Consider the following 19,523-nt stretch of genomic DNA (forward strand, 5'->3'; position numbering starts at 1 on the left):
TCTGTTACGGGACTACTATGGAAAAGCTGTCAAATTCTTCGCACTTTCTGGATCTAGGGGGACTGGATTCACTTCGTGCTCAAGCCCAGAAAGACGAGAAGGGCGCGCTTAAAGAAGTGGCTAAACAGTTCGAAGGTATTTTTATTCAAATGCTGATGAAAAGCATGCGAGATGCCAACGAAGCATTTAAGTCAGATAGCCCTTTTAATAGTGACGCCACAGCTTTTTATGAGCAAATGCGTGACCAACAAATGTCGATGGATTTATCAAACAAAGGCATGCTGGGCCTAGCAGAGCTAATGGTCCAGCAGCTTTCTCCTGAGGATAGCCCTATGACACCTGCATCAGTATTGCGTGGCAATATTGATGGGAATGTCATTCCAGCTATGGTTGTGAATGGCGCAAATGAGCTCAACACCTCTTCTTTATCTCCGTCTTGGACTGCGAACAACAATCTAGGCAGTTCGCAGACTTTAGCTGGTAAAAGCGACATTTTAATGGCAACACCTGTGTCGTCAATTTCAGATAAACAAACCATGGATTCAATCTTAGCCGGCAAGGTATCGCCAAGTGGCACAGATCATCTTAACGGCAAAGTATTGCCTACAGCGGTCGCATCTACTGCGGAAGAAAAGTCTGTAGTAAGTTCAAAGCGTATAAGTAAACCAATACTTAACACAGCATCTACACCTTCAATAACTGAGGTAATCAATAAATTTAATGATCCACAACACTTCATATCTGTGTTGTATCCCCATGCCGAAAAAGCGGCTAAGCAGTTAGGCACAACACCAGAAGTGTTAATCGCTCAATCGGCACTTGAAACGGGTTGGGGTCAAAAAGTTATTCGTAAACAAGATGGCAGTATGAGCAACAACCTATTCAATATTAAAGCCGATAAACGTTGGCAAGGTGATAAAACAACAGTGAATACACTTGAGTTTGAAAAAGGTATTCCTGTTCAACAACGTGCTGATTTTCGAATGTATGAAAGCTTAGAGCAAAGTTTTAATGATTTTGTGTCGTTTATTTCTCAAAACGATCGCTATCAAGATGCGCGCAAAGTGGCCAGTGAGCCGCGTCAATTTATTCATGCTTTGCAAAAAGCGGGTTATGCCACCGATCCACACTATGCCAAAAAAGTGATCAGCGTAATGCAGTCTGTAACTGAAGGACTTAAGTCCGTAATACCTGTGGAGACTAAATAATGGCTATCGATCTACTGAATATTGCTCGTACAGGTGTACAGGCATCGCAATCACAATTGGCGGTTACCAGTAATAATATTGCCAACGCTAATACCCAAGGCTATCACCGTCAGGTGGCGAACCAAGCAAGTACAGAGTCTCAACGATTAGGCAATAGCTTTTATGGCACTGGCACTTATGTCACTGATGTTAAAAGAGTGTACAACGAATTCGCTGCCCGTGAGTTACGCATTGGTCAAACTAGCTTAAGTGGTGCTGAGGCGACTTATTCAAAGATGAGTGAATTGGATCAACTTTATTCACAAATCGGCAATATGGTACCTGCAGGACTCAATAATTTTTTTGGCAGTATTAATAGCGTAGCTGATTTACCTACAGACATAGGGATCCGCAGCAGTGCATTAAGTTCAGCCGAACAATTGGCCAAAACGATGAATCAAATGCAATCGCATTTAGATAATCAAACTAAGCAAACCAATAGCCAGATTGAGTCAATGACGGTGCGCATTAACGAAATTAGTAAAGAGTTGGGCAACCTCAACTTAGAACTAATGAAGTCTAGTGGTGATGACAGTCAATTGTTAGATAAACAAGATGCACTAATTCAAGAGCTTAGCCAGTATGCTCAGGTGAACGTCATTCCATTAGACACCGGTGCTAAGTCTATTATGTTAGGCGGGTCTGTGATGTTGGTATCGGGCGAAGTGTCGATGTCAGTTGGCGTAACTACTGGAGACCCTTATCCAAATGAGCCTCGTATCACCGCAAGTACCGGTAATCAGTCACTGATTATTAATCCCTCTAAGTTAGGTGGACAGTTAGGTGCTTTATTTGATTTTCGTTCAGAAACCTTAGTGCCTGCCAGCCAAGAGCTAGGCCAGCTGGCTTTAGGTATTGCTGATGCATTTAATGAAATGCAGTCAAAAGGGTTCGACTTAAATGGCAATGTTGGCAAAAACCTATTTCGCGACATTAATGATCCATTAATGTCATCTGGAAGGGTTGGTGAGTTCTCTACTAATACAGGTAATGCAAAAATTAGCGTCAATGTTGATGATGTTGGCAAGTTAAGTGGTGGTGGCTATGACTTATCTTTCACCGCGCCGGCGACTTATAAATTAACTGATACCCAAACAGGTAAAGTTAGCCCATTGACATTAAATTCACCTGGAGAGTTAGTCGGTGGTGACGGCTTTACTATCAATATCAGCACTGGTGCAATGAATGATGGCGACAAGTTTGAAATCCGCCCAACCTCTGGTGCAGCTGCTGGGTTAACCATGATAATGACCGACCCTAAAGGTATTGCTGCAGCAGGGCCTAAAATTACAGCAGATGCTACAAATTCAGGTGACATGGAAGTGAAAGTGAGTGCTGTTAGCCGTACGACAGCTGGGTTTCCGCTTACTGGCAGTGAGCTCACTGTTCGCGTAGATAGTGCCGCCAATACTTTTGAAGTGTTAAATGCAGCGGGTATTTCTTTAGGTGCGCCTAGCGCTTTTACGCCTCCTACAGTCAATACCGGTTATGGCTTCAGCATCGAAATTGATGACACATCTGCAGCAGGTGTTACTGACAGCTTTACTTTCGACTTATCCTTTGCAGAAGGTGATAACAGCAATGCAGTTGCAATGGCAGAAATGGCTGACGCCAAATTAATGAACGGTGGAACAACCACGCTCGTCGGTGTGTTTGAAAACACTAAATTAGATATTGGCAGTAAAACAAAAGCTGCTGAAGTGAGAGCGGGGTCAGCGGATGCTATTTTTCAGCAAGCTTATAACCGAGTGCAAAGTGAATCAGGTGTCAACCTTGACGAAGAAGCTGCTAATTTAATGCGTTTTCAACAAGCTTATCAAGCATCCGCCAGAATAATGACAACAGCACAAACCATTTTCGATACTTTATTAAGCTCGGTTCGTTAGGAGGTAAATCATGAGAATTTCTACCGGACAAATGTTTAATCAAAACACCAGCAGTATTTTACAAAAGCAAACTGCGACAAACAAAATTATGGAACAACTTTCTAGCGGAAAAAAAGTGAATACCGCGGGAGAAGATCCTGTTGCAGCAATAGTGATTGATAACCTAAAGCAAAAAAATGCCTTAGTCGATCAATACGCCAAAAATATTGACTATGCGACAAATCACTTATCCATTAGCGAAAGCAAAATTGGCAGTGCAGAAACATTAATTTCATCTATGCGCGAACAAGTACTACGAGGCGCTAACGGCAGTCTTAGTTCAGTTGAGCGGCAAATGGTTGCCGATGAAATGAGATCAAGTTTAGATGAGTTACTTTCTATTGCTAATAGTAAGGATGAATCAGGTAATTACTTATTTTCGGGCAATAAAACAAATTCTAAACCTTTTGCTTTTGACGCTAATGGTGAAATTGTTTACAGCGGTGACTCTGGTGTCAGAAAAAGTGTTGTCGCATCTGGAATCGTAATGGCGACAAATATACCAGGAGATACGGCATTTATGAATGCAGTAAATCCCCTTGGCGACTACGGCGCCAATTATTTGTCATCACAACAAGGCGACTTTACGGTATCGAGTGCAAAAATAACCAATCAAGCATCCCATATAGCTGATACTTATACATTTAATTTTACACCGAATGGTTCTGGTGTTGATCTTCAGGTACTCGACTCTGGAGGCGGGACGGTAGCAACTGTAACCAATTTCAACTCAACAACCCCAGTATCTTTTAATGGCATTGACGTTAAATTGGATGGATCGCCAGTTGCAGGGGACTCTTTTACCATTGAACCGGTAGAGACAGTAAGCGTATTTGATACATTTAATAAGGCATTAGCGTTATTAGAAAGCCCAAACTCAACAAATAGTGCGCAAGGGTTGTCACAGTTGGCACAACTATTGAATGGTATAGATAGTGGTCAAAATCAAGTTAGTACAGCACGAGGTATAGCTGGTAATAATTTGAAGGGTTTGGAGAGCATTTCAACAAATCATTCAGACGAGAAAATTATTAATAGTAGTGCGTTATCAATTCTGGAAGATTTAGATTATGCAGAAGCGATAACAGAGTTTGAAAAACAACAACTTGCACTTAATGCTGTATCGAGTGTGTTTAGTAAAGTGGGTTCGCTTTCATTGTTTGATTATATATAACAAAAAAGCAATCACGTTAAATTGTAAAATTTAGCCAAGCTCCACAGTCTTGGCAACAAAACTAGGAATGAGGAATTATTTATGGCTATTACAGTTAATACCAACGTTACTTCTATGAAAGCGCAGAAGAACTTAACCATCTCCACTGGACAGTTAAATACGTCAATGGAACGTCTTTCAAGTGGATTAAGAATTAACAGTGCTAAGGATGATGCTGCTGGTTTGGCTATTTCTAACCGCTTGAACTCACAAGTACGTGGGTTAGATGTTGGCATGCGTAATGCGAATGATGCGATTTCGATTGCTCAAATTGCTGAAGGCGCGATGCAAGAACAAACTAACATGCTGCAACGTATGCGTGACTTGGCAATACAATCTGAAAACGGTGCAAACAGCACAGCGGATTTAACGGCACTAAAAGCAGAGATGGATCAGCTTGCTACAGAAATTACCGCTATTGGTAATAGTACCGCATTTGGTAATACTAAATTAATGACGGGTGGTTTTTCCGGTGGGAAAATTTTCCAGGTAGGTCACCAAGAAGGCGAAGATGTTAAAGTTACCGTCAAGACTAATAATGCTGCGTCATTATCTGTTAATGCTATAACAGTAGCCACCTCAGCAGGGCGTAACTCTGCATTAGGTAGAATTGATGCTGCGATTAATAAAATTGATACTCAACGTGCTGACTTAGGTGCTGTTCAAAACCGTTTAAGTCATAACATTGCTAACAGTGCTAACACTCAAGCAAACGTTGCAGATGCTAAGAGCCGTATCGTTGACGTCGATTTTGCTAAAGAGACATCCGTTATGACTAAAAACCAGGTACTTCAACAAACAGGCTCTGCAATGCTTGCGCAAGCAAATCAGTTACCTCAAGTTGCACTATCTCTATTGGGATAATCTGAAGCGTCAATTAAGTCAGCCTCTATCAGCTTCTATATATAGAGGCTGATTTTGTTTATAGGGTATCTATGACCCAATTGCTTTCTAACTTCTAGAACTTTATTTTTCTGTTAAATATTGTTTTTTCTGAAATTTATTTTTTAAACTGATTAAGAACAAAAATAAATCAAAAAAAATCTAAAGAAAAAAAGTAATTGCCGTTACATATATTGTAACGAGCAAGACCTGTCTGACTTGAGCTAAAGCAAACAGGCGTATCTCAAGTCAGAAATAATATGAGGAAGCAATCATGGCTATCACAGTAAACACTAATGTTACATCATTAAAAGCACAGAAAAATTTGAATTCATCTTCTAGTGGACTTGCGACTTCTATGGAACGTTTGTCTAGTGGTATGCGTATTAACAGCGCAAAAGATGATGCCGCAGGTCTAGCAATTTCGAACCGTCTAAATTCACAGGTTCGTGGTCTTGATGTTGGTATGCGTAATGCGAATGATGCAATTTCAATTGCACAAATTGCAGAAGGCGCCATGCAAGAACAGACTAACATGCTTCAACGTATGCGTGACTTGGCAATTCAGTCTGAAAACGGTGCAAACAGTTCAGCGGATTTAACAGCATTGGATGCAGAGATGGATCAACTTGCATTAGAAATTACCGCGATTGGTAATACTACCGCGTTCGGTAATACAAAACTAATGACAGGTACCTTCTCTGCTGGTGGTAAGACTTTCCAGGTAGGTCATCAAGAAGGTGAAGATGTTAAGATTCAAGTTAAAACAACCAATGCCGGTTCTTTATCTGTTAATAGTATAAATGTAACTACATCAGCGGGCCGTGCATCTGCATTAGGTAAGATTGATGCTGCAATTAAGAGTATTGACACCCAACGTGCAGACTTAGGTGCGATTCAAAACCGTCTAAGCCATAACATCAGTAACAGTGCTAACACTCAAGCAAACGTTGCAGATGCTAAGTCTCGTATTGTAGATGTGGATTTCGCTAAAGAAACCTCAACTATGACTAAGAACCAAGTACTTCAACAAACGGGTTCAGCAATGTTAGCTCAGGCGAACCAGTTACCGCAAATCGCATTATCTTTACTATAATGTAAGTTAGTACGGTAAGCATTAATAGGGAGATTCGCTGGCGGATCTCCCTTTGTTGTTTCAAAGATATCTATTTAAAGCGGCTAATTAAGTGGTAAAAGTGTATTAGTTGAGGTGAAACATGGAAATTCAAACAAATAGCAGTGCGAGTTTTATTGCCAGGGCAGAATCGACAAAATCTGATTTAAATAGTGTACCTTTGAGCGCTAAAAAAATTGATGTTAGCCAGGTAGAGCTCGATCGGGAGTCATCTATTCAAGCAGTAAAACAGCAAGAAGAAACATCAACTGATAGCAAAAAATCAGATGAGTCTTTAGAACTTGTTGCAAAAGAATTGACTGATATGGTCGCAATGATGCAAAAAGGGTTAAAGTTTTCTGTTGATGTTGATTCAGGTAAGCAAGTTATTAAAGTACAAGATATTGAGTCTGGTGATATTATCAGACAGATCCCAAGTGAAGAAGCATTACAGTTAGCACAAAAACTCAGTGAGGTATCAGGGGTATTGATGCCAATTGAAGTTTAATTTTTTCCAAAAATTTGTATACTAAATTGTGTAGGTATTTTTTGGCAATAAGCATTTTAGGTAATTAATCGGCTCAACGGAGGCTGTTATGGCATTAACTGCGACGGGTATTGGTTCTGGGTTAGATATTTCAAATATTGTCAGCGTACTAGTAGGTGCTGAAAAAGGCCCTAAAGAAGCGCTCTTTACCCGACAAGAAACCCAAATTAATGCAAAAGTTTCTGCCATAGGAACGTTGAAAAGTGGCTTGTCAAATTTTCAAGATGCAGCTAAAAAACTACAAAGTGGTGCACTGTTAAATTTGCGTACAGTATCGACTGGAGACAGTGCATTTTTTACCGCCAAGGCTGATCAATATGCCCAACCCGGTAAGTATTCTATCAAAGTTGAGCAGCTTGCCGCTTCTCATAAAGTTGCTGGTGCCAATATAGCCGATCCAAGTCAGGCTGTTGGTCAAGGAAGTTTAGATTTATCTGTAAATGGTGCAAATTTCTCGGTTACTGTCGATCCAGCGGATACGCTTTCCGCTATAGCATCAAAAATTAATAATGCTTCAGATAATGCCGGTATAACTGCGACCGTGGTTAAAAGTGATGCTGGTAGCCGCCTTGTTTTTACCGCCAATGACTCTGGCACCGATAATCAAATTACCATGTCTGCAACAGATACCAGTGGCACAGGGTTAAGCGATATGTTTAATGGCGCCAACCTTGAAGAACTTCAAACCGCAGCCAATTCTATTATTTACATCGACGGTCAAAAATTAACCTCCCAAAGTAATACTATTGATAATGCTATTACTGGTGTCACACTTGACCTAACTAAGGCAGACATCGCCTCTACCTCAACACTTTCGATTAAACAAGATACCGATTCAGTAAAGAAGAATATTGAAGAGTTTGTTAGTGCTTATAATACTCTTATATCATCTATTGATAAGTTGTCTTCATATAATGCTGAAACAAAGACTGCATCAGCTTTACAAGGTGATTCTATGATCCGTTCATTAGAGTCCCAGCTTAGAAAGACGGTGAGTGAAAGAGTCAGTGTTGATGGTATAGAATCTGCTTTATACGAGTTAGGAATATCGACAGATAATAAAGGTAAACTCAGTATTGATAATACCCGTTTAACCGACGCTATTAATAACAATATGTCGTTAGTTGAGGGGGTTTTTTCTACTGAAGATACAGGTTTAGCACATAAATTTGATAATTTGGTTCAGACATATACTAAAGCCGGCGGTGTGATTGATGGTCGAAAGAACTCCTATACAGAGCAATCAAGTCGGTTAACAGATCAAAGAGCTACGTTTAGCTTGAAAATGGAACAATTACAAGCTCGACTGCTTAAACAATTTAATGCCATGGATTTGATTGTTGCACAATTAAATCAACAAAGTTCTGGTTTGTCAGATAGGCTTAATTCGCTACCTGGCGTCATTCGAACATAAAAGGAATGATTGATTGCACTCTAAACTTAAACTGATTAACGACACTATTGAAGATACGTTAAATCAAATTGATAATATTCCTGCTGAAGATGAACAGTCTGATAAGTTGGTATCATTATTGCTTGAGTGTATAGGAGAGCGTCAATTATATATTGACTCAATGATTAATGATGCTGTCGATGACACATTTGCTGCTTATTTATCAGAACAGCTACTAGTCACTAATGACTTTGTGAACAGGGCTTCGAAAATAATGTCCCATCGACAAAACTTATTAAATTTAAAAAGCACTCATCAACGACAAATTAAAGTTTATCAAAACATTGATGCAAATAGGTAGGTTATTATGAGAAGTTCTTTACAGTCATACCGTAAGGTTTCGATTGACAGTGAAATATCAGTTGCTTCGCCACATCGTATTATTCAGATGATGTTTGCCGGTGGCTTGGAAAGACTTGCTCAAAGTCGCTATGCCATTGAAAATGGTGATATGGAAAATAAAGGTCTGTTTATCGGCAAAGCTATTGGTATCGTTAACGGTTTAAATAATAGTTTAAATATGGAAGCTGGTGGTGAAATTGCTGGCAATCTTAGTCAATTATATGACTTTATTTTAATAAAAGTCACCGAAGCGAATTTGAAAAACGATACTCAGTCTATCGATGATGCTGTCAGTGTTTTAAGGACACTGAAAGAAGGTTGGGATGCCATTCCACAAAGCGATCATCATCTAACTTCTGAAGCAAGCTAGTTTTATTCAGGTATGCTGTGACAGATTTCAACGCCATTGAGCAAATCTCAATGGCGTTTTTTTATATTTTTTTAAAAAATACATTGTATTGCATGAATTATCAGCAATTGTGCACTAATATGAGTTTAGATAATGATTTAGCCGTTGAAGCACTTGCTTCTGGTTCGGGGTTAATTCATATTTAGTACTGTAAATGAAAAATTAACCCCATAAGCGAAACAATTAGTCCTCTAAACGAGAAAATCATCTTCGGATAGACATTTTATGGTTATAATTAATGTTTTGTTTAACATTTGTCACTTACTGTGACCATTTTGTCCTTTGGTTTTATTATTAAACGCGTAATAATGACTCAGGATTTTTTATACTTATAATAAGCTTTGGCCCTCTGAATGATGCAAATTGAACAACGAATTTTAATTGTCGGTACCCTCTCCGAGCGTGTAACTCGCCTGTGCTGCATTTTTGAATTCTTAGGTGAGCAATGTGACATTTTAGCCATTGACGCTTTGTTGCCTTTGATAGAAGAATCAAGATATCGCGCCATTGTTATAGACTCCGATGCGGTAGGGCTCGACAGTGTTAAAAATATTGCAGCAATAGCGCCCTGGCAGCCCCTATTACTATTGGGCAATACCGCTATTGAAGCGTCCAGTATTCTTGGTGTAATAGAAGAACCGATTAATTATCCGCAATTAACTGAATTACTGCATTTTTGTCAGGTGTTCGGTCAAGCTAAAAAAGAGCAATCTCCTACCAGTGGTAATCAAACTAAATTATTTCGCAGTCTTGTTGGCCGCAGTCAGGGTATAGCCAATGTGCGACACTTAATTAGCCAAGTCGCAGGTTCTGATGCCACGGTGCTAGTGCTTGGGCAATCTGGTACAGGCAAAGAAGTGGTCGCCCGTAATATTCATTACATATCAGAACGTCGTGATGGACCGTTTATACCGGTTAACTGCGGTGCGATACCGCCAGAGTTGTTAGAAAGTGAGTTATTTGGCCATGAGAAAGGCTCGTTTACCGGGGCAATATCATCCCGTAAAGGTCGTTTCGAGTTAGCCGAAGGTGGCACGCTATTTCTTGATGAAATTGGTGACATGCCACTGCAAATGCAAGTCAAATTATTACGTGTCCTGCAAGAGCGAGTCTTTGAGCGTGTTGGCGGCAGCAAAACAATTAAAACGGATGTGCGTGTCGTCGCGGCAACGCATCGTGATTTAGAGACGATGATTTCAGAGAATGAATTCCGTGAGGATTTATATTATCGCCTGAACGTTTTTCCAATTGAAATGCCAGCATTGTCTGAACGTCGTGACGATGTGCCATTGTTATTGCAAGAATTGGTTAGTCGAGTCTTTAATGAAGGCCGAGGTAAAGTGAGGTTTACCCAGCGTGCTATCGAGTCATTAAAAGAACATACTTGGTCTGGAAACGTTCGCGAATTATCTAATTTAGTCGAGAGATTGACTATTTTATTTCCTGGTGGATTAGTTGATGTGAACGATTTGCCCAACAAATATCGCTATATTGACGTACCAGAATACTGTGTTGAGATAAGTGAGGAGCAATTAGAGCGTGATGCATTAGCGTCTATTTTTAATGATGATGAGCCCATTGAACTCCCTGACACACGCTTTCCAACAGAGTTACCGCCTGAAGGCGTCAACCTTAAAGATTTATTGGCAGAGCTTGAAATAGATATGATCCGTCAGGCGTTAGAATTACAGGATAATGTGGTTGCTAGAGCCGCTGAAATGTTGGGCATTCGTCGCACTACCTTGGTAGAAAAAATGCGAAAATACGGTATGGGTAAAGAATAGTAACCTTTATACACTGTGTATATTAACTGATAAAGCATACCCTCCAAAGGTGTGCTTTTTTGTGTTTTGGCATACTAAATGCAGTAACTCGTTAAATGTCGTTCTTTTGACGGAGTCACTATGCTAATTGCACACGCTGTAACCCAGCAAAAATCAACAGATTTTCAGCAAACTCAATATTCGCTGCAACAATCTGCTGTAGCTTCTTTGCGAGTGGACACCTCAGCAGAATACCTTCATGACAGTAAATTGACCCGAAGTCAGTTTGCCCATGTGAAAGAGGCTGCCAATATGTCAAATCAAATGGCGCATATTCTTCAGGCACTACCGTCTGGTGTCGTTATTATTAACGGTGATGGTGTGGTGACACTCGCTAACCCTATGGCGGCTGAGCTGCTTGGCCGACCGCTTCAGGGGTTACGTTGGTTTGATATTATTAATCGCGCTTTTTCACCCCAAGATGATGATGGCCACGAAGTGTCATTGAAAAATGGACGTCGAGTTAAGTTGGCTATTACGCCATTAACCCCAGAACCCGGTCAGTTGATTGTATTAACTGATCTAACTGAAACGCGTTTACTACAAAAAAACTTATCCCATTTACAGCGTTTATCGGCGCTTGGCAAAATGGTGGCAACTTTAGCTCATCAAATTCGTACGCCACTATCAGCCGCACTACTTTACGCCTCAAATTTAGGTAACACTAAACTAGCAGAGCCTTCTAGAACTCGCTTTCAATCAAAACTGGTTGATCGTTTAAATGAGTTAGAGCGTCAAGTAAACGATATGCTTTTGATGGCCAAAGGACGTCAAGATGCGAAAGCGGATAACGTAGCAGTATCTGATATTATCAATATTGTTATGGCTAATTGTGAAGTGATTGCCAACAAAAAATCCTGTGAGATATTCCAGCAATGCTCAACCGATGCCAGTTTATATGCTAATCGGGATGCGTTAAGTTCTGCGGTGAATAATTTAGTGATGAATAGTATCGAGGCCGGTGCAACCAAAATTAAAATTTGCGCCACGGAAGCTGAAGGTAGTGTCATTATTGATGTGATTGATAATGGTAAAGGACTAGACCCTCAAATGCAGCAACAAGTGCTCGAGCCTTTTTTTACCACTAAAGCACAGGGCACTGGGTTAGGGTTAGCTGTTGTGCAATCTGTGGTGCGTAACCATGGTGGTAACATTCAATTATCATGTAAATCGCAAATGGGTTGTCAGGTGCGATTAAGTTTTCCGATGTCTAAAGATTCGGTATTTAACAGTCAGTCGCAGGAGGGTAATCATGTCTGAAGCAAAACTATTACTCGTTGAAGATGATGCTGATTTACGTGAAGCATTACTTGATACATTATTGTTGGCGCATTATGAATGTGTTGATGTTAGCTGTGCAGAAGATGCGATTATAGCGTTAAAAGCACAACATTTTGACTTAGTCATCAGCGATGTCCAAATGGAAGGTATTGGTGGCTTAGGTCTGCTGACCTATTTGCAGCAAGCTCAGCCCAAATTACCGCTATTGTTGATGACAGCTTATGCCACTATTGATAGTGCGGTTAGTGCCATTAAGTTGGGAGCTGTAGACTATCTAGCTAAACCTTTTGCGCCTGAAGTTTTGCTTAATCAGGTATCAAGATATTTGCCGCAGAAACAAAATACTAACCAACCTATTGTTGCCGATGAAAAAAGTCTCGCGTTGTTAGGGTTAGCCCAACGTGTGGCGATATCAGATGCTTCAGTGATGATTTTAGGTCCCAGCGGTTCTGGTAAAGAAGTGCTAGCGCGCTATATTCATCATCATAGCAGTCGTAAAGATGCGCCTTTTATTGCCATCAATTGTGCTGCTATCCCTGAAAATATGCTGGAAGCGACCCTATTTGGGTATGAGAAGGGGGCGTTTACAGGCGCATACCAAGCATGTCCAGGAAAATTTGAGCAGGCCCAAGGTGGCACTTTGCTGCTCGATGAAATCTCTGAAATGGAGCTGGGGTTGCAAGCAAAGCTGTTGCGTGTTTTACAAGAACGCGAAGTGGAACGATTAGGTGGTCGTAAAACGATTAAACTTGATGTGCGTGTACTAGCTACATCAAATCGTGATTTAAAAGCCATTATCAGTTCAGGCGAATTTAGAGAAGATCTATATTATCGGATCAATGTATTTCCATTAACTTGGCCAGCACTTTATCAGCGTCCTGCCGATATTTTACCTTTAGCCAGACATTTGCTGGTTAAACATGCTAAAGCATTTAATATTACACCAGTTCCTACTTTAGGAGAGGTAGCCACCAGACGGTTATTAGCCCATCGTTGGCCTGGTAATGTTCGTGAGCTGGATAATGTGATTCAAAGGGCGCTTATTTTAAGTAATGGTGGCGAAATAAGCGGGCAAGATATTATTATTGATTCGGCAGATGTGGCTTTACACACAGATATTGACAGTATCGAAAAGCCTGCTGAAGTTGAAGGTCTTGGCGGTGAGTTGCAAGCGCAAGAGCATGTGATTATTCTTGAAACCCTAAATCAATGTCATGGTAGTCGAAAACTTGTCGCTGAAAAATTAGGTATAAGTGCACGCACGCTGCGTTATAAAATGGCTAAAATGCGTGATGCGGGAATTCAATTGCCCGCATAGCTGGTTTTTGTCTGTCTGACGAGCATTCCGTACTTGTTTTATAGCTTTCTTTACCAAAGCTACGCATTAACGCGTAGCTTTTTGCTTTACTGTTAATCTTGGCATTCAAATTGCTTTATCCCTACTAAGACAGTTAAATATCGTCAAATATTCGACGAATGGGAGTTTCAGCATGCAGATCAACGCCAATCCATTACTTCAAGAAATGCAGTCACTTCGTGGTGAAATTGCACCTTCCAGCCGTTCGAATATGGGGTCGGGTATTAGCCCTAACCTAATCCAGCAAGTGAATAACACCTCAGGTTCAGACTTTGGCCAGTTGTTATCCCAAGCTGTCGGTCATGTGAGTGGTTTACAGAAATCATCTTCAAGTTTAGCGACTCGTCTTGATATGGGGGATTCAACTGTGACCTTATCTGACACCGTCATTGCGCGCGAAAAATCAGGCGTAGCATTTGAAGCGACTGTGCAAGTCAGAAATAAACTGGTAGAAGCTTATAAAGAAATCATGAGTATGCCGGTATAACTTGCATCACAAAGACGTTATTAAAGCAGTATAAAAGTAGGGGCATATTGTGAGCACAGACATAATGGTAGGTTCAGATGCGGCAGTTGATGCCGGTATTCAGCAAGAGAATAAGTCTGGCTTGTTGAGCAATGTGGGCGGGGCAGACATGATGCGTCAAATCACTATGATTTTGGCGTTGGCAGTGTGTTTAGCCCTAGCTGTTTTTATTATGATGTGGGCACAGGAGCCTGAGTATCGTCCATTGGGTAAAATGGAAACAGCTGAAATGATCCAGGTACTGGATGTACTTGATAAAAATAATATTAAATACCAAATCAGTGTTGATGTTGTTAAGGTTCCTGAAGATCAATACCAAGACGTTAAACTGCTGTTAAGTCGTGCTGGAGTCGAGAGTAGTGCCAAAAATGATGACTACTTAAGCCAGGATAGTGGCTTTGGGGTGAGTCAGCGTATGGAGCAAGCGCGATTAAAGCACAGCCAAGAGTTAAATCTTGCCCGTGCTATTGAAGAATTAAAAAGTATTAGCCGTGCCAAAGTTATTCTTGCACTGCCTAAAGAGAATGTTTTTGCCCGTAACGCATCTAAGCCAAGTGCTACAGTTGTAGTCAATGTGCGTCGAGGCGGCCTAGGCCAAGAAGAAGTCGACGCTATTGTTGATATCGTAGGCTCCGCGGTACAAGGTCTTGAACCTTCGCGCGTGACAGTAACAGATTCTAATGGACGCTTATTAAATTCGGGCAGTCAAGATGGAGTATCAGCACGTGCCCGTCGTGAACTTGAGTTAGTGCAACAAAAAGAAGCAGAATACCGTAAAAAGATAGATTCAATTCTTATGCCTATCCTTGGTCCTGAAAACTACACCTCTCAGGTTGATGTCAGTATGGATTTTACTGCGATAGAGCAAACCTCAAAACGCTATGATCCTGATTTACCTGCATTGAGCAGTGAGATGACTATTGAAAGTAAATCATCTGGTGGAAGTGTAGGCGGAATACCTGGTGCATTAACCAATCAACCTCCCATGGAGTCTGATATTCCTACTGAAGCTGGGGGCGGTGGGTCAGCATCATCAAAATCATCGGATACTCATCGAGAAGCTACCCGTAACTTTGATTATGACACGACAATTAGTCATACCCGCCAGCAAGTAGGGCAAGTTCGTCGGGTGAGTGTGTCTGTGGCAATCGACTTTAAACCAGGAGAGGCGGGTGAAGATGGCCAAGTTAGCCGGGTTGCGCGTACGGAACAAGAGTTAACTAACATTCGTCGGTTGCTGGAAGGTGCAGTAGGCTTTAGTAGCCAACGTGGTGATGCGCTTGAAGTGGTAACTGTGCCGTTTATGGATCAGCTATTAGAAGAACTCCCCGCGCCAGATATGTGGGAAGAACCTTGGTTTTGGCGTGCAATTAAACTGGTGCTAGGTGCATTAGTGGTCTTAGTTCTTATTCTTACGGTAGTGCGCCCTATGCTTAAGCGCCTTGTTAACCCTGATGGTGTTAATATGCCGGATGATGTTCGTTTGGGGCATGAACTTGCTGAAATTGAAGATCAATATGCTGCAGATACGCTAGGTATGCTAAATACCAAAGATGCTGAATACAGCTATGCTGATGATGGTTCAATTCTTATTCCGAATTTACATAAAGATGATGATATGATTAAGGCGATTAGGGCACTGGTTGCAAATGAGCCGGAATTATCCACTCAAGTAATTAAAAATTGGTTACAAGACAATGGCTGATAATAAAACAGATAAAAAAGAAAAAGCTGAGAAAGTCGGTTTTGATTCTGATTCTTTAAGTGGAATTGAAAAAACGGCGATTCTATTGCTAAGTTTAAGCGAAGCCGATGCAGCGTCAATTTTAAAGCACCTTGAGCCTAAACAGGTCCAGAAAGTGGGTATGGCAATGGCGGCGATGGATGATTTTGGTCAAGAAAAAGTCATTGGTGTGCATAAGCTTTTTTTAGATGAAATTCAGAAGTTCTCTTCAATTGGTTTTAACAGTGCTGAATTCGTGCGTAAGGCACTAACAGCTGCGTTAGGTGAAGATAAAGCCGGTAATTTGATTGAACAAATTATCATGGGCAGTGGTGCTAAAGGCCTAGATTCGCTTAAATGGATGGATGCACGCCAAGTGGCGACCATTATTCAAAATGAGCATCCGCAGATCCAAACCATTGTTTTATCTTATTTAGAACCGGATCAAGCGGCTGAAATTTTTAGCCAGTTCCCCGAAAATACTCGCCTTGATTTAATGATGCGTATTGCTAACCTTGAAGAAGTGCAGCCCGCAGCATTACAAGAGTTAAACGATATTATGGAGAAACAGTTTGCTGGCCAAGGCGGTGCGCAAGCAGCGAAAATGGGCGGTTTAAAAGCTGCGGCCAATATCATGAACTACTTAGATACGGGTGTCGAAAGTCAGATTATGGAAACCATGCGTGAATCTGATGAAGAAATGGCACAACAAATTCAAGATATGATGTTTGTGTTTGAAAATCTTATTGATGTTGATGACCGTGGTATTCAAGCATTACTGCGTGACGTACAACAAGATGTACTAATGAAAGCGCTCAAAGGTGCTGATGATGCATTGAAAGAGAAAATATTAGGTAACATGTCTAAGCGTGCGGCAGAGTTACTACGCGATGATCTTGAGGCTATGGGACCAATTCGTATCAGTGAAGTTGAAGTGGCGCAAAAAGAAATTTTATCGATTGCCAGACGTTTATCTGATAGTGGTGAGATTATGCTTGGCGGTGGCGGCGGTGAAGAGTTCTTGTAAGGAGCACTTCAGCCCATGACGAATGGCAATTGAACTTTCGAAGTGACATCTATTTCGAAAATCAACATGTCACAGCAGGAATGTATATAACATTGGCTAAACTATGACTGACTCAAAAATATCCAAGAAAGTGTTAAATGTTGAGGATGAACATGAGTTCAGCCATTGGCAGCTGCCGGATGTCACCGAAGATATTTCAGCTAAACCCTCAAACCTATACGGTAAAAAAGAAGGTGTATATCAGTCTTCTGTTGCAGTGGTTGATAAAGTCGTGTCTATGCCGACTATGGCTCAAATTGAGGAGATTCGAGCAGATGCAGAAAACGAAGGGTTTGAGCAAGGCAAACAAGAGGGGCTTAAACAGGGGCTTGAACAAGGTCGACTAGATGGATTAGCCCAAGGCCATGAAGAAGGTTTTACTCAGGGGCAAGAGCAGGGTTATGAAGCTGGAATGGTTAAAGCCAATCAACTAGCAGAGCAATTATCCTCATTAATCAATCAGTTTCAACAGCCTTTAGCTATTTTGGATGCTGAAGTTGAGTCAGAAGTGTTAGCAATGACATTGGCGTTAGCCAAAGCCGTTGTACAACAAGAACTGAAAATGCATCCAGAGCATATTGCAGCCACTATTCGTCAAGGCGTAGATGCTCTGCCAATAAAAGAGCAACGCGTAAAATTAAGATTGCATCCTGATGATGTTGCTTTAGTGATATCTTTATACGGTGAATCACAATTAACCCAAAATGATTGGCATCTAGAAAGTGACCCAAGTTTATCGGTAGGTGATGTATTTATTGATAGTACACGTTCAAATGTTGACTTACGTTTATCACAACGTATTTTACAGGTATTTGGCAGCCTTGATGAACAATCAGCTCAGTTAGCTCGTCAAGTTCAGCTGGCAAAACATGAAGATAGCGTTTATACCACAACACAAGTTGATACCGACCTATCATCTGTTGATGTTAGTTCTACTCACGACAACAATCATGATAAAAATCACAATGATGATTCAAGCGATGAACATTCGACTGTATCTGAGCCTGACGCCACAGCGTCATTAATCGACAATGTGCCAGAGTCAATTTCTGAAACACCAACTGATGCAGTTGGTTCAGCACAAGCGGCTATAGATAAAGAGCAATCAGACTCACAATCACAATCTCTCGAAGCAGAAGCAATTGACATAGCTTCATCTAAACACGCTGATACGCAAATTACTGAGCAAGGTGAAGTTGATGAAAGACCGCCAACATCAGTTACTGAATAAACTTAAAACCCATCATCTTAAGGTTGCTCCTGTACGCCCTATTGCTAGCGGCCAGTTAGTGCGTGTTGTAGGGTTAACGCTAGAAGCGACTGGGTGTCGCGCACCTGTGGGCAGTTTGTGTTCAATTGAAACTATGGCTGGTGAGCTGACGGCTGAAGTTGTTGGATTTGATGATAAATTATTATATTTAATGCCTGTTGAAGAGCTTCGGGGGGTATTACCTGGCGCAAAAGTGCAGCCTTTAGGTGAGCAAGAAGGCTTAAAAGTAGGCTTAAGTTTATTAGGGCGCGTATTAGATGGCAGCGGTCAGCCCCTTGATGGGCTGGGCCCATTAACCACAAGTGAACAGGCTTCTCGTCATCCTCCTTATATCAATCCCTTATCTCGACGTGCAATTACCGAGCCTTTAGATGTTGGGGTTCGTGCTATTAATGCCATGTTAACAGTGGGTAAGGGTCAGCGAATGGGCTTATTTGCTGGTTCTGGTGTGGGTAAGAGTGTTTTATTAGGCATGATGACCCGTGGTTCAAATGCCGATGTTATTGTCGTTGGGCTCGTTGGCGAGCGTGGCCGAGAAGTTAAAGAGTTTATAGAAGAGATATTAGGTGATGAAGGACGTGCCCGTTCAGTTGTTGTAGCAGCACCTGCCGATACCTCTCCATTAATGCGCTTGAGGGCATGCGAAACATCGACTCGTATAGCAGAATATTTTCGAGACTTAGGCTATAACGTATTGTTATTAATGGATAGTTTAACCCGTTATGCTCAAGCTCAACGTGAGGTGGCTTTAGCGATTGGTGAGCCGCCCGCAACAAAAGGTTATCCACCTTCCGTGTTTGCTAAGTTGCCTAGATTAGTTGAACGTGCGGGTAATGGTGGCCCAGGTCAGGGGTCTATCACGGCTTTTTATACTGTCTTAACCGAGGGGGATGATTTGCAAGACCCTATTGCTGATGCATCGCGGGCTATTTTAGATGGCCACGTGGTGTTATCGCGTCGGCTTGCTGATTCAGGCCATTATCCGGCAATTGATATAGAGCAATCCATTAGTCGCGTAGCGCCTATGGTGATCAGTGATGAACACTTAGAGGCAATGCGCCGCGTTAAACAAATGTACTCTCTTTATCAACAGAATCGAGATTTGATTTCTATTGGGGCATATTCTCAAGGGAGTGATCCACGGATTGATAATGCGATTAGGTTACAACCTGCAATGAATGCCTTTTTACGTCAGGGTTATAAAGAAGCGATTAGTTTTGACAGTAGCGCTATTATGATGACGCAAATAGCGGGTCAATGTCAGAATTAATTCAAAGCAATATTTATTCTACTGTTGATTTATCAGGTGTGTTGATTTATTCGGTGTGTTGATAAGAGGTAACCT

18 protein-coding genes are annotated in these 19,523 nt (G+C 41.3%); all 18 read left to right on the forward strand.

Translation table 11 applies throughout. The features are described from left to right. Window positions 1-17: 17 nt before the first annotated feature. The 18 genes from flgJ (at window position 18) to fliI (ending at window position 19,448) form a co-directional block, all read left to right on the forward strand. Complete coding sequence (flgJ, locus tag ACRWP9_RS08420) at window positions 18-1,208, forward strand: flagellar assembly peptidoglycan hydrolase FlgJ (RefSeq protein ID WP_434928723.1); 1,191 nt, start codon at window positions 18-20, stop codon at window positions 1,206-1,208. Beyond that, complete coding sequence (gene flgK, locus ACRWP9_RS08425; RefSeq protein ID WP_434928724.1) at window positions 1,208-3,133, forward strand: flagellar hook-associated protein FlgK; 1,926 nt, start codon at window positions 1,208-1,210, stop codon at window positions 3,131-3,133. The genes flgJ and flgK overlap by 1 nt, the downstream gene beginning before the upstream one ends. Window positions 3,134-3,143: 10 nt before the next feature. Further along, window positions 3,144-4,346, forward strand: coding sequence for a flagellar hook-associated protein FlgL (gene flgL / locus ACRWP9_RS08430; RefSeq protein WP_434928725.1), 1,203 nt, complete (start codon window positions 3,144-3,146; stop codon window positions 4,344-4,346). A gap of 81 nt (window positions 4,347-4,427) precedes the next feature. Beyond that, window positions 4,428-5,249: a flagellin gene (locus tag ACRWP9_RS08435; RefSeq protein WP_434928726.1), complete on the forward strand. Its 822-nt coding sequence runs from the start codon at window positions 4,428-4,430 to the stop codon at window positions 5,247-5,249. Between the two features lie 292 nt (window positions 5,250-5,541). Next, the gene (locus tag ACRWP9_RS08440) at window positions 5,542-6,363 is read left to right on the forward strand and encodes a flagellin (protein WP_434928727.1); all 822 of its coding nucleotides are present in this window, start codon (window positions 5,542-5,544) and stop codon (window positions 6,361-6,363) included. A 121-nt stretch (window positions 6,364-6,484) separates the two neighbouring features. Further along, entirely contained in the window at window positions 6,485-6,889 is a 405-nt protein-coding gene (locus ACRWP9_RS08445) for a flagellar protein FlaG (protein WP_434928728.1), read from the forward strand. An 88-nt stretch (window positions 6,890-6,977) separates the two neighbouring features. Continuing rightward, window positions 6,978-8,342 carry a flagellar filament capping protein FliD gene (fliD, locus tag ACRWP9_RS08450; protein WP_434928729.1) on the forward strand — a complete coding sequence of 455 codons (1,365 nt, stop codon included), beginning with the start codon at window positions 6,978-6,980 and terminating at the stop codon, window positions 8,340-8,342. A 13-nt stretch (window positions 8,343-8,355) separates the two neighbouring features. Next, window positions 8,356-8,682: a flagella biosynthesis chaperone for FliD, FliT gene (locus ACRWP9_RS08455; protein ID WP_434928730.1), complete on the forward strand. Its 327-nt coding sequence runs from the start codon at window positions 8,356-8,358 to the stop codon at window positions 8,680-8,682. A 6-nt stretch (window positions 8,683-8,688) separates the two neighbouring features. Then, entirely contained in the window at window positions 8,689-9,093 is a 405-nt protein-coding gene (gene fliS / locus ACRWP9_RS08460) for a flagellar export chaperone FliS (RefSeq protein WP_226410463.1), read from the forward strand. 17 nt (window positions 9,094-9,110) lie between these two features. Continuing rightward, window positions 9,111-9,278 (forward strand): hypothetical protein, encoded by a 168-nt coding sequence (locus ACRWP9_RS08465; RefSeq protein ID WP_434928731.1) that lies wholly within the window; start codon window positions 9,111-9,113, stop codon window positions 9,276-9,278. 207 nt (window positions 9,279-9,485) lie between these two features. Next, window positions 9,486-10,916 (forward strand): sigma-54 dependent transcriptional regulator, encoded by a 1,431-nt coding sequence (locus tag ACRWP9_RS08470; protein ID WP_434928732.1) that lies wholly within the window; start codon window positions 9,486-9,488, stop codon window positions 10,914-10,916. Between the two features lie 120 nt (window positions 10,917-11,036). Beyond that, window positions 11,037-12,215, forward strand: coding sequence for a sensor histidine kinase (locus ACRWP9_RS08475; RefSeq protein WP_434928733.1), 1,179 nt, complete (start codon window positions 11,037-11,039; stop codon window positions 12,213-12,215). Further along, entirely contained in the window at window positions 12,208-13,554 is a 1,347-nt protein-coding gene (locus ACRWP9_RS08480; protein ID WP_434928734.1) for a sigma-54-dependent transcriptional regulator, read from the forward strand. Before ACRWP9_RS08475 ends, ACRWP9_RS08480 begins: the two co-directional genes overlap by 8 nt. A 172-nt stretch (window positions 13,555-13,726) precedes the next feature. Continuing rightward, window positions 13,727-14,080, forward strand: a complete 354-nt coding sequence (gene fliE, locus ACRWP9_RS08485) for a flagellar hook-basal body complex protein FliE (protein WP_226410458.1) — start codon at window positions 13,727-13,729, stop codon at window positions 14,078-14,080. A gap of 64 nt (window positions 14,081-14,144) precedes the next feature. Next, a complete protein-coding gene (gene fliF, locus ACRWP9_RS08490) occupies window positions 14,145-15,824 on the forward strand; it encodes a flagellar basal-body MS-ring/collar protein FliF (RefSeq protein ID WP_434928976.1) in 1,680 nt (559 codons plus the stop codon). Next, the gene (gene fliG / locus ACRWP9_RS08495; RefSeq protein WP_434928735.1) at window positions 15,817-16,869 is read left to right on the forward strand and encodes a flagellar motor switch protein FliG; all 1,053 of its coding nucleotides are present in this window, start codon (window positions 15,817-15,819) and stop codon (window positions 16,867-16,869) included. The genes fliF and fliG overlap by 8 nt, the downstream gene beginning before the upstream one ends. A gap of 103 nt (window positions 16,870-16,972) precedes the next feature. Continuing rightward, window positions 16,973-18,139: a flagellar assembly protein FliH gene (gene fliH, locus ACRWP9_RS08500; protein ID WP_434928736.1), complete on the forward strand. Its 1,167-nt coding sequence runs from the start codon at window positions 16,973-16,975 to the stop codon at window positions 18,137-18,139. Further along, entirely contained in the window at window positions 18,108-19,448 is a 1,341-nt protein-coding gene (gene fliI / locus ACRWP9_RS08505) for a flagellar protein export ATPase FliI (protein WP_434928737.1), read from the forward strand. Before fliH ends, fliI begins: the two co-directional genes overlap by 32 nt. Window positions 19,449-19,523: the final 75 nt, after the last annotated feature.

It is taken from the genome of Shewanella sp. HL-SH2, assembly GCF_051164935.1.
In the GTDB taxonomy this organism is placed as follows: Bacteria; Pseudomonadota; Gammaproteobacteria; order Enterobacterales; family Shewanellaceae; genus Shewanella; species Shewanella glacialimarina.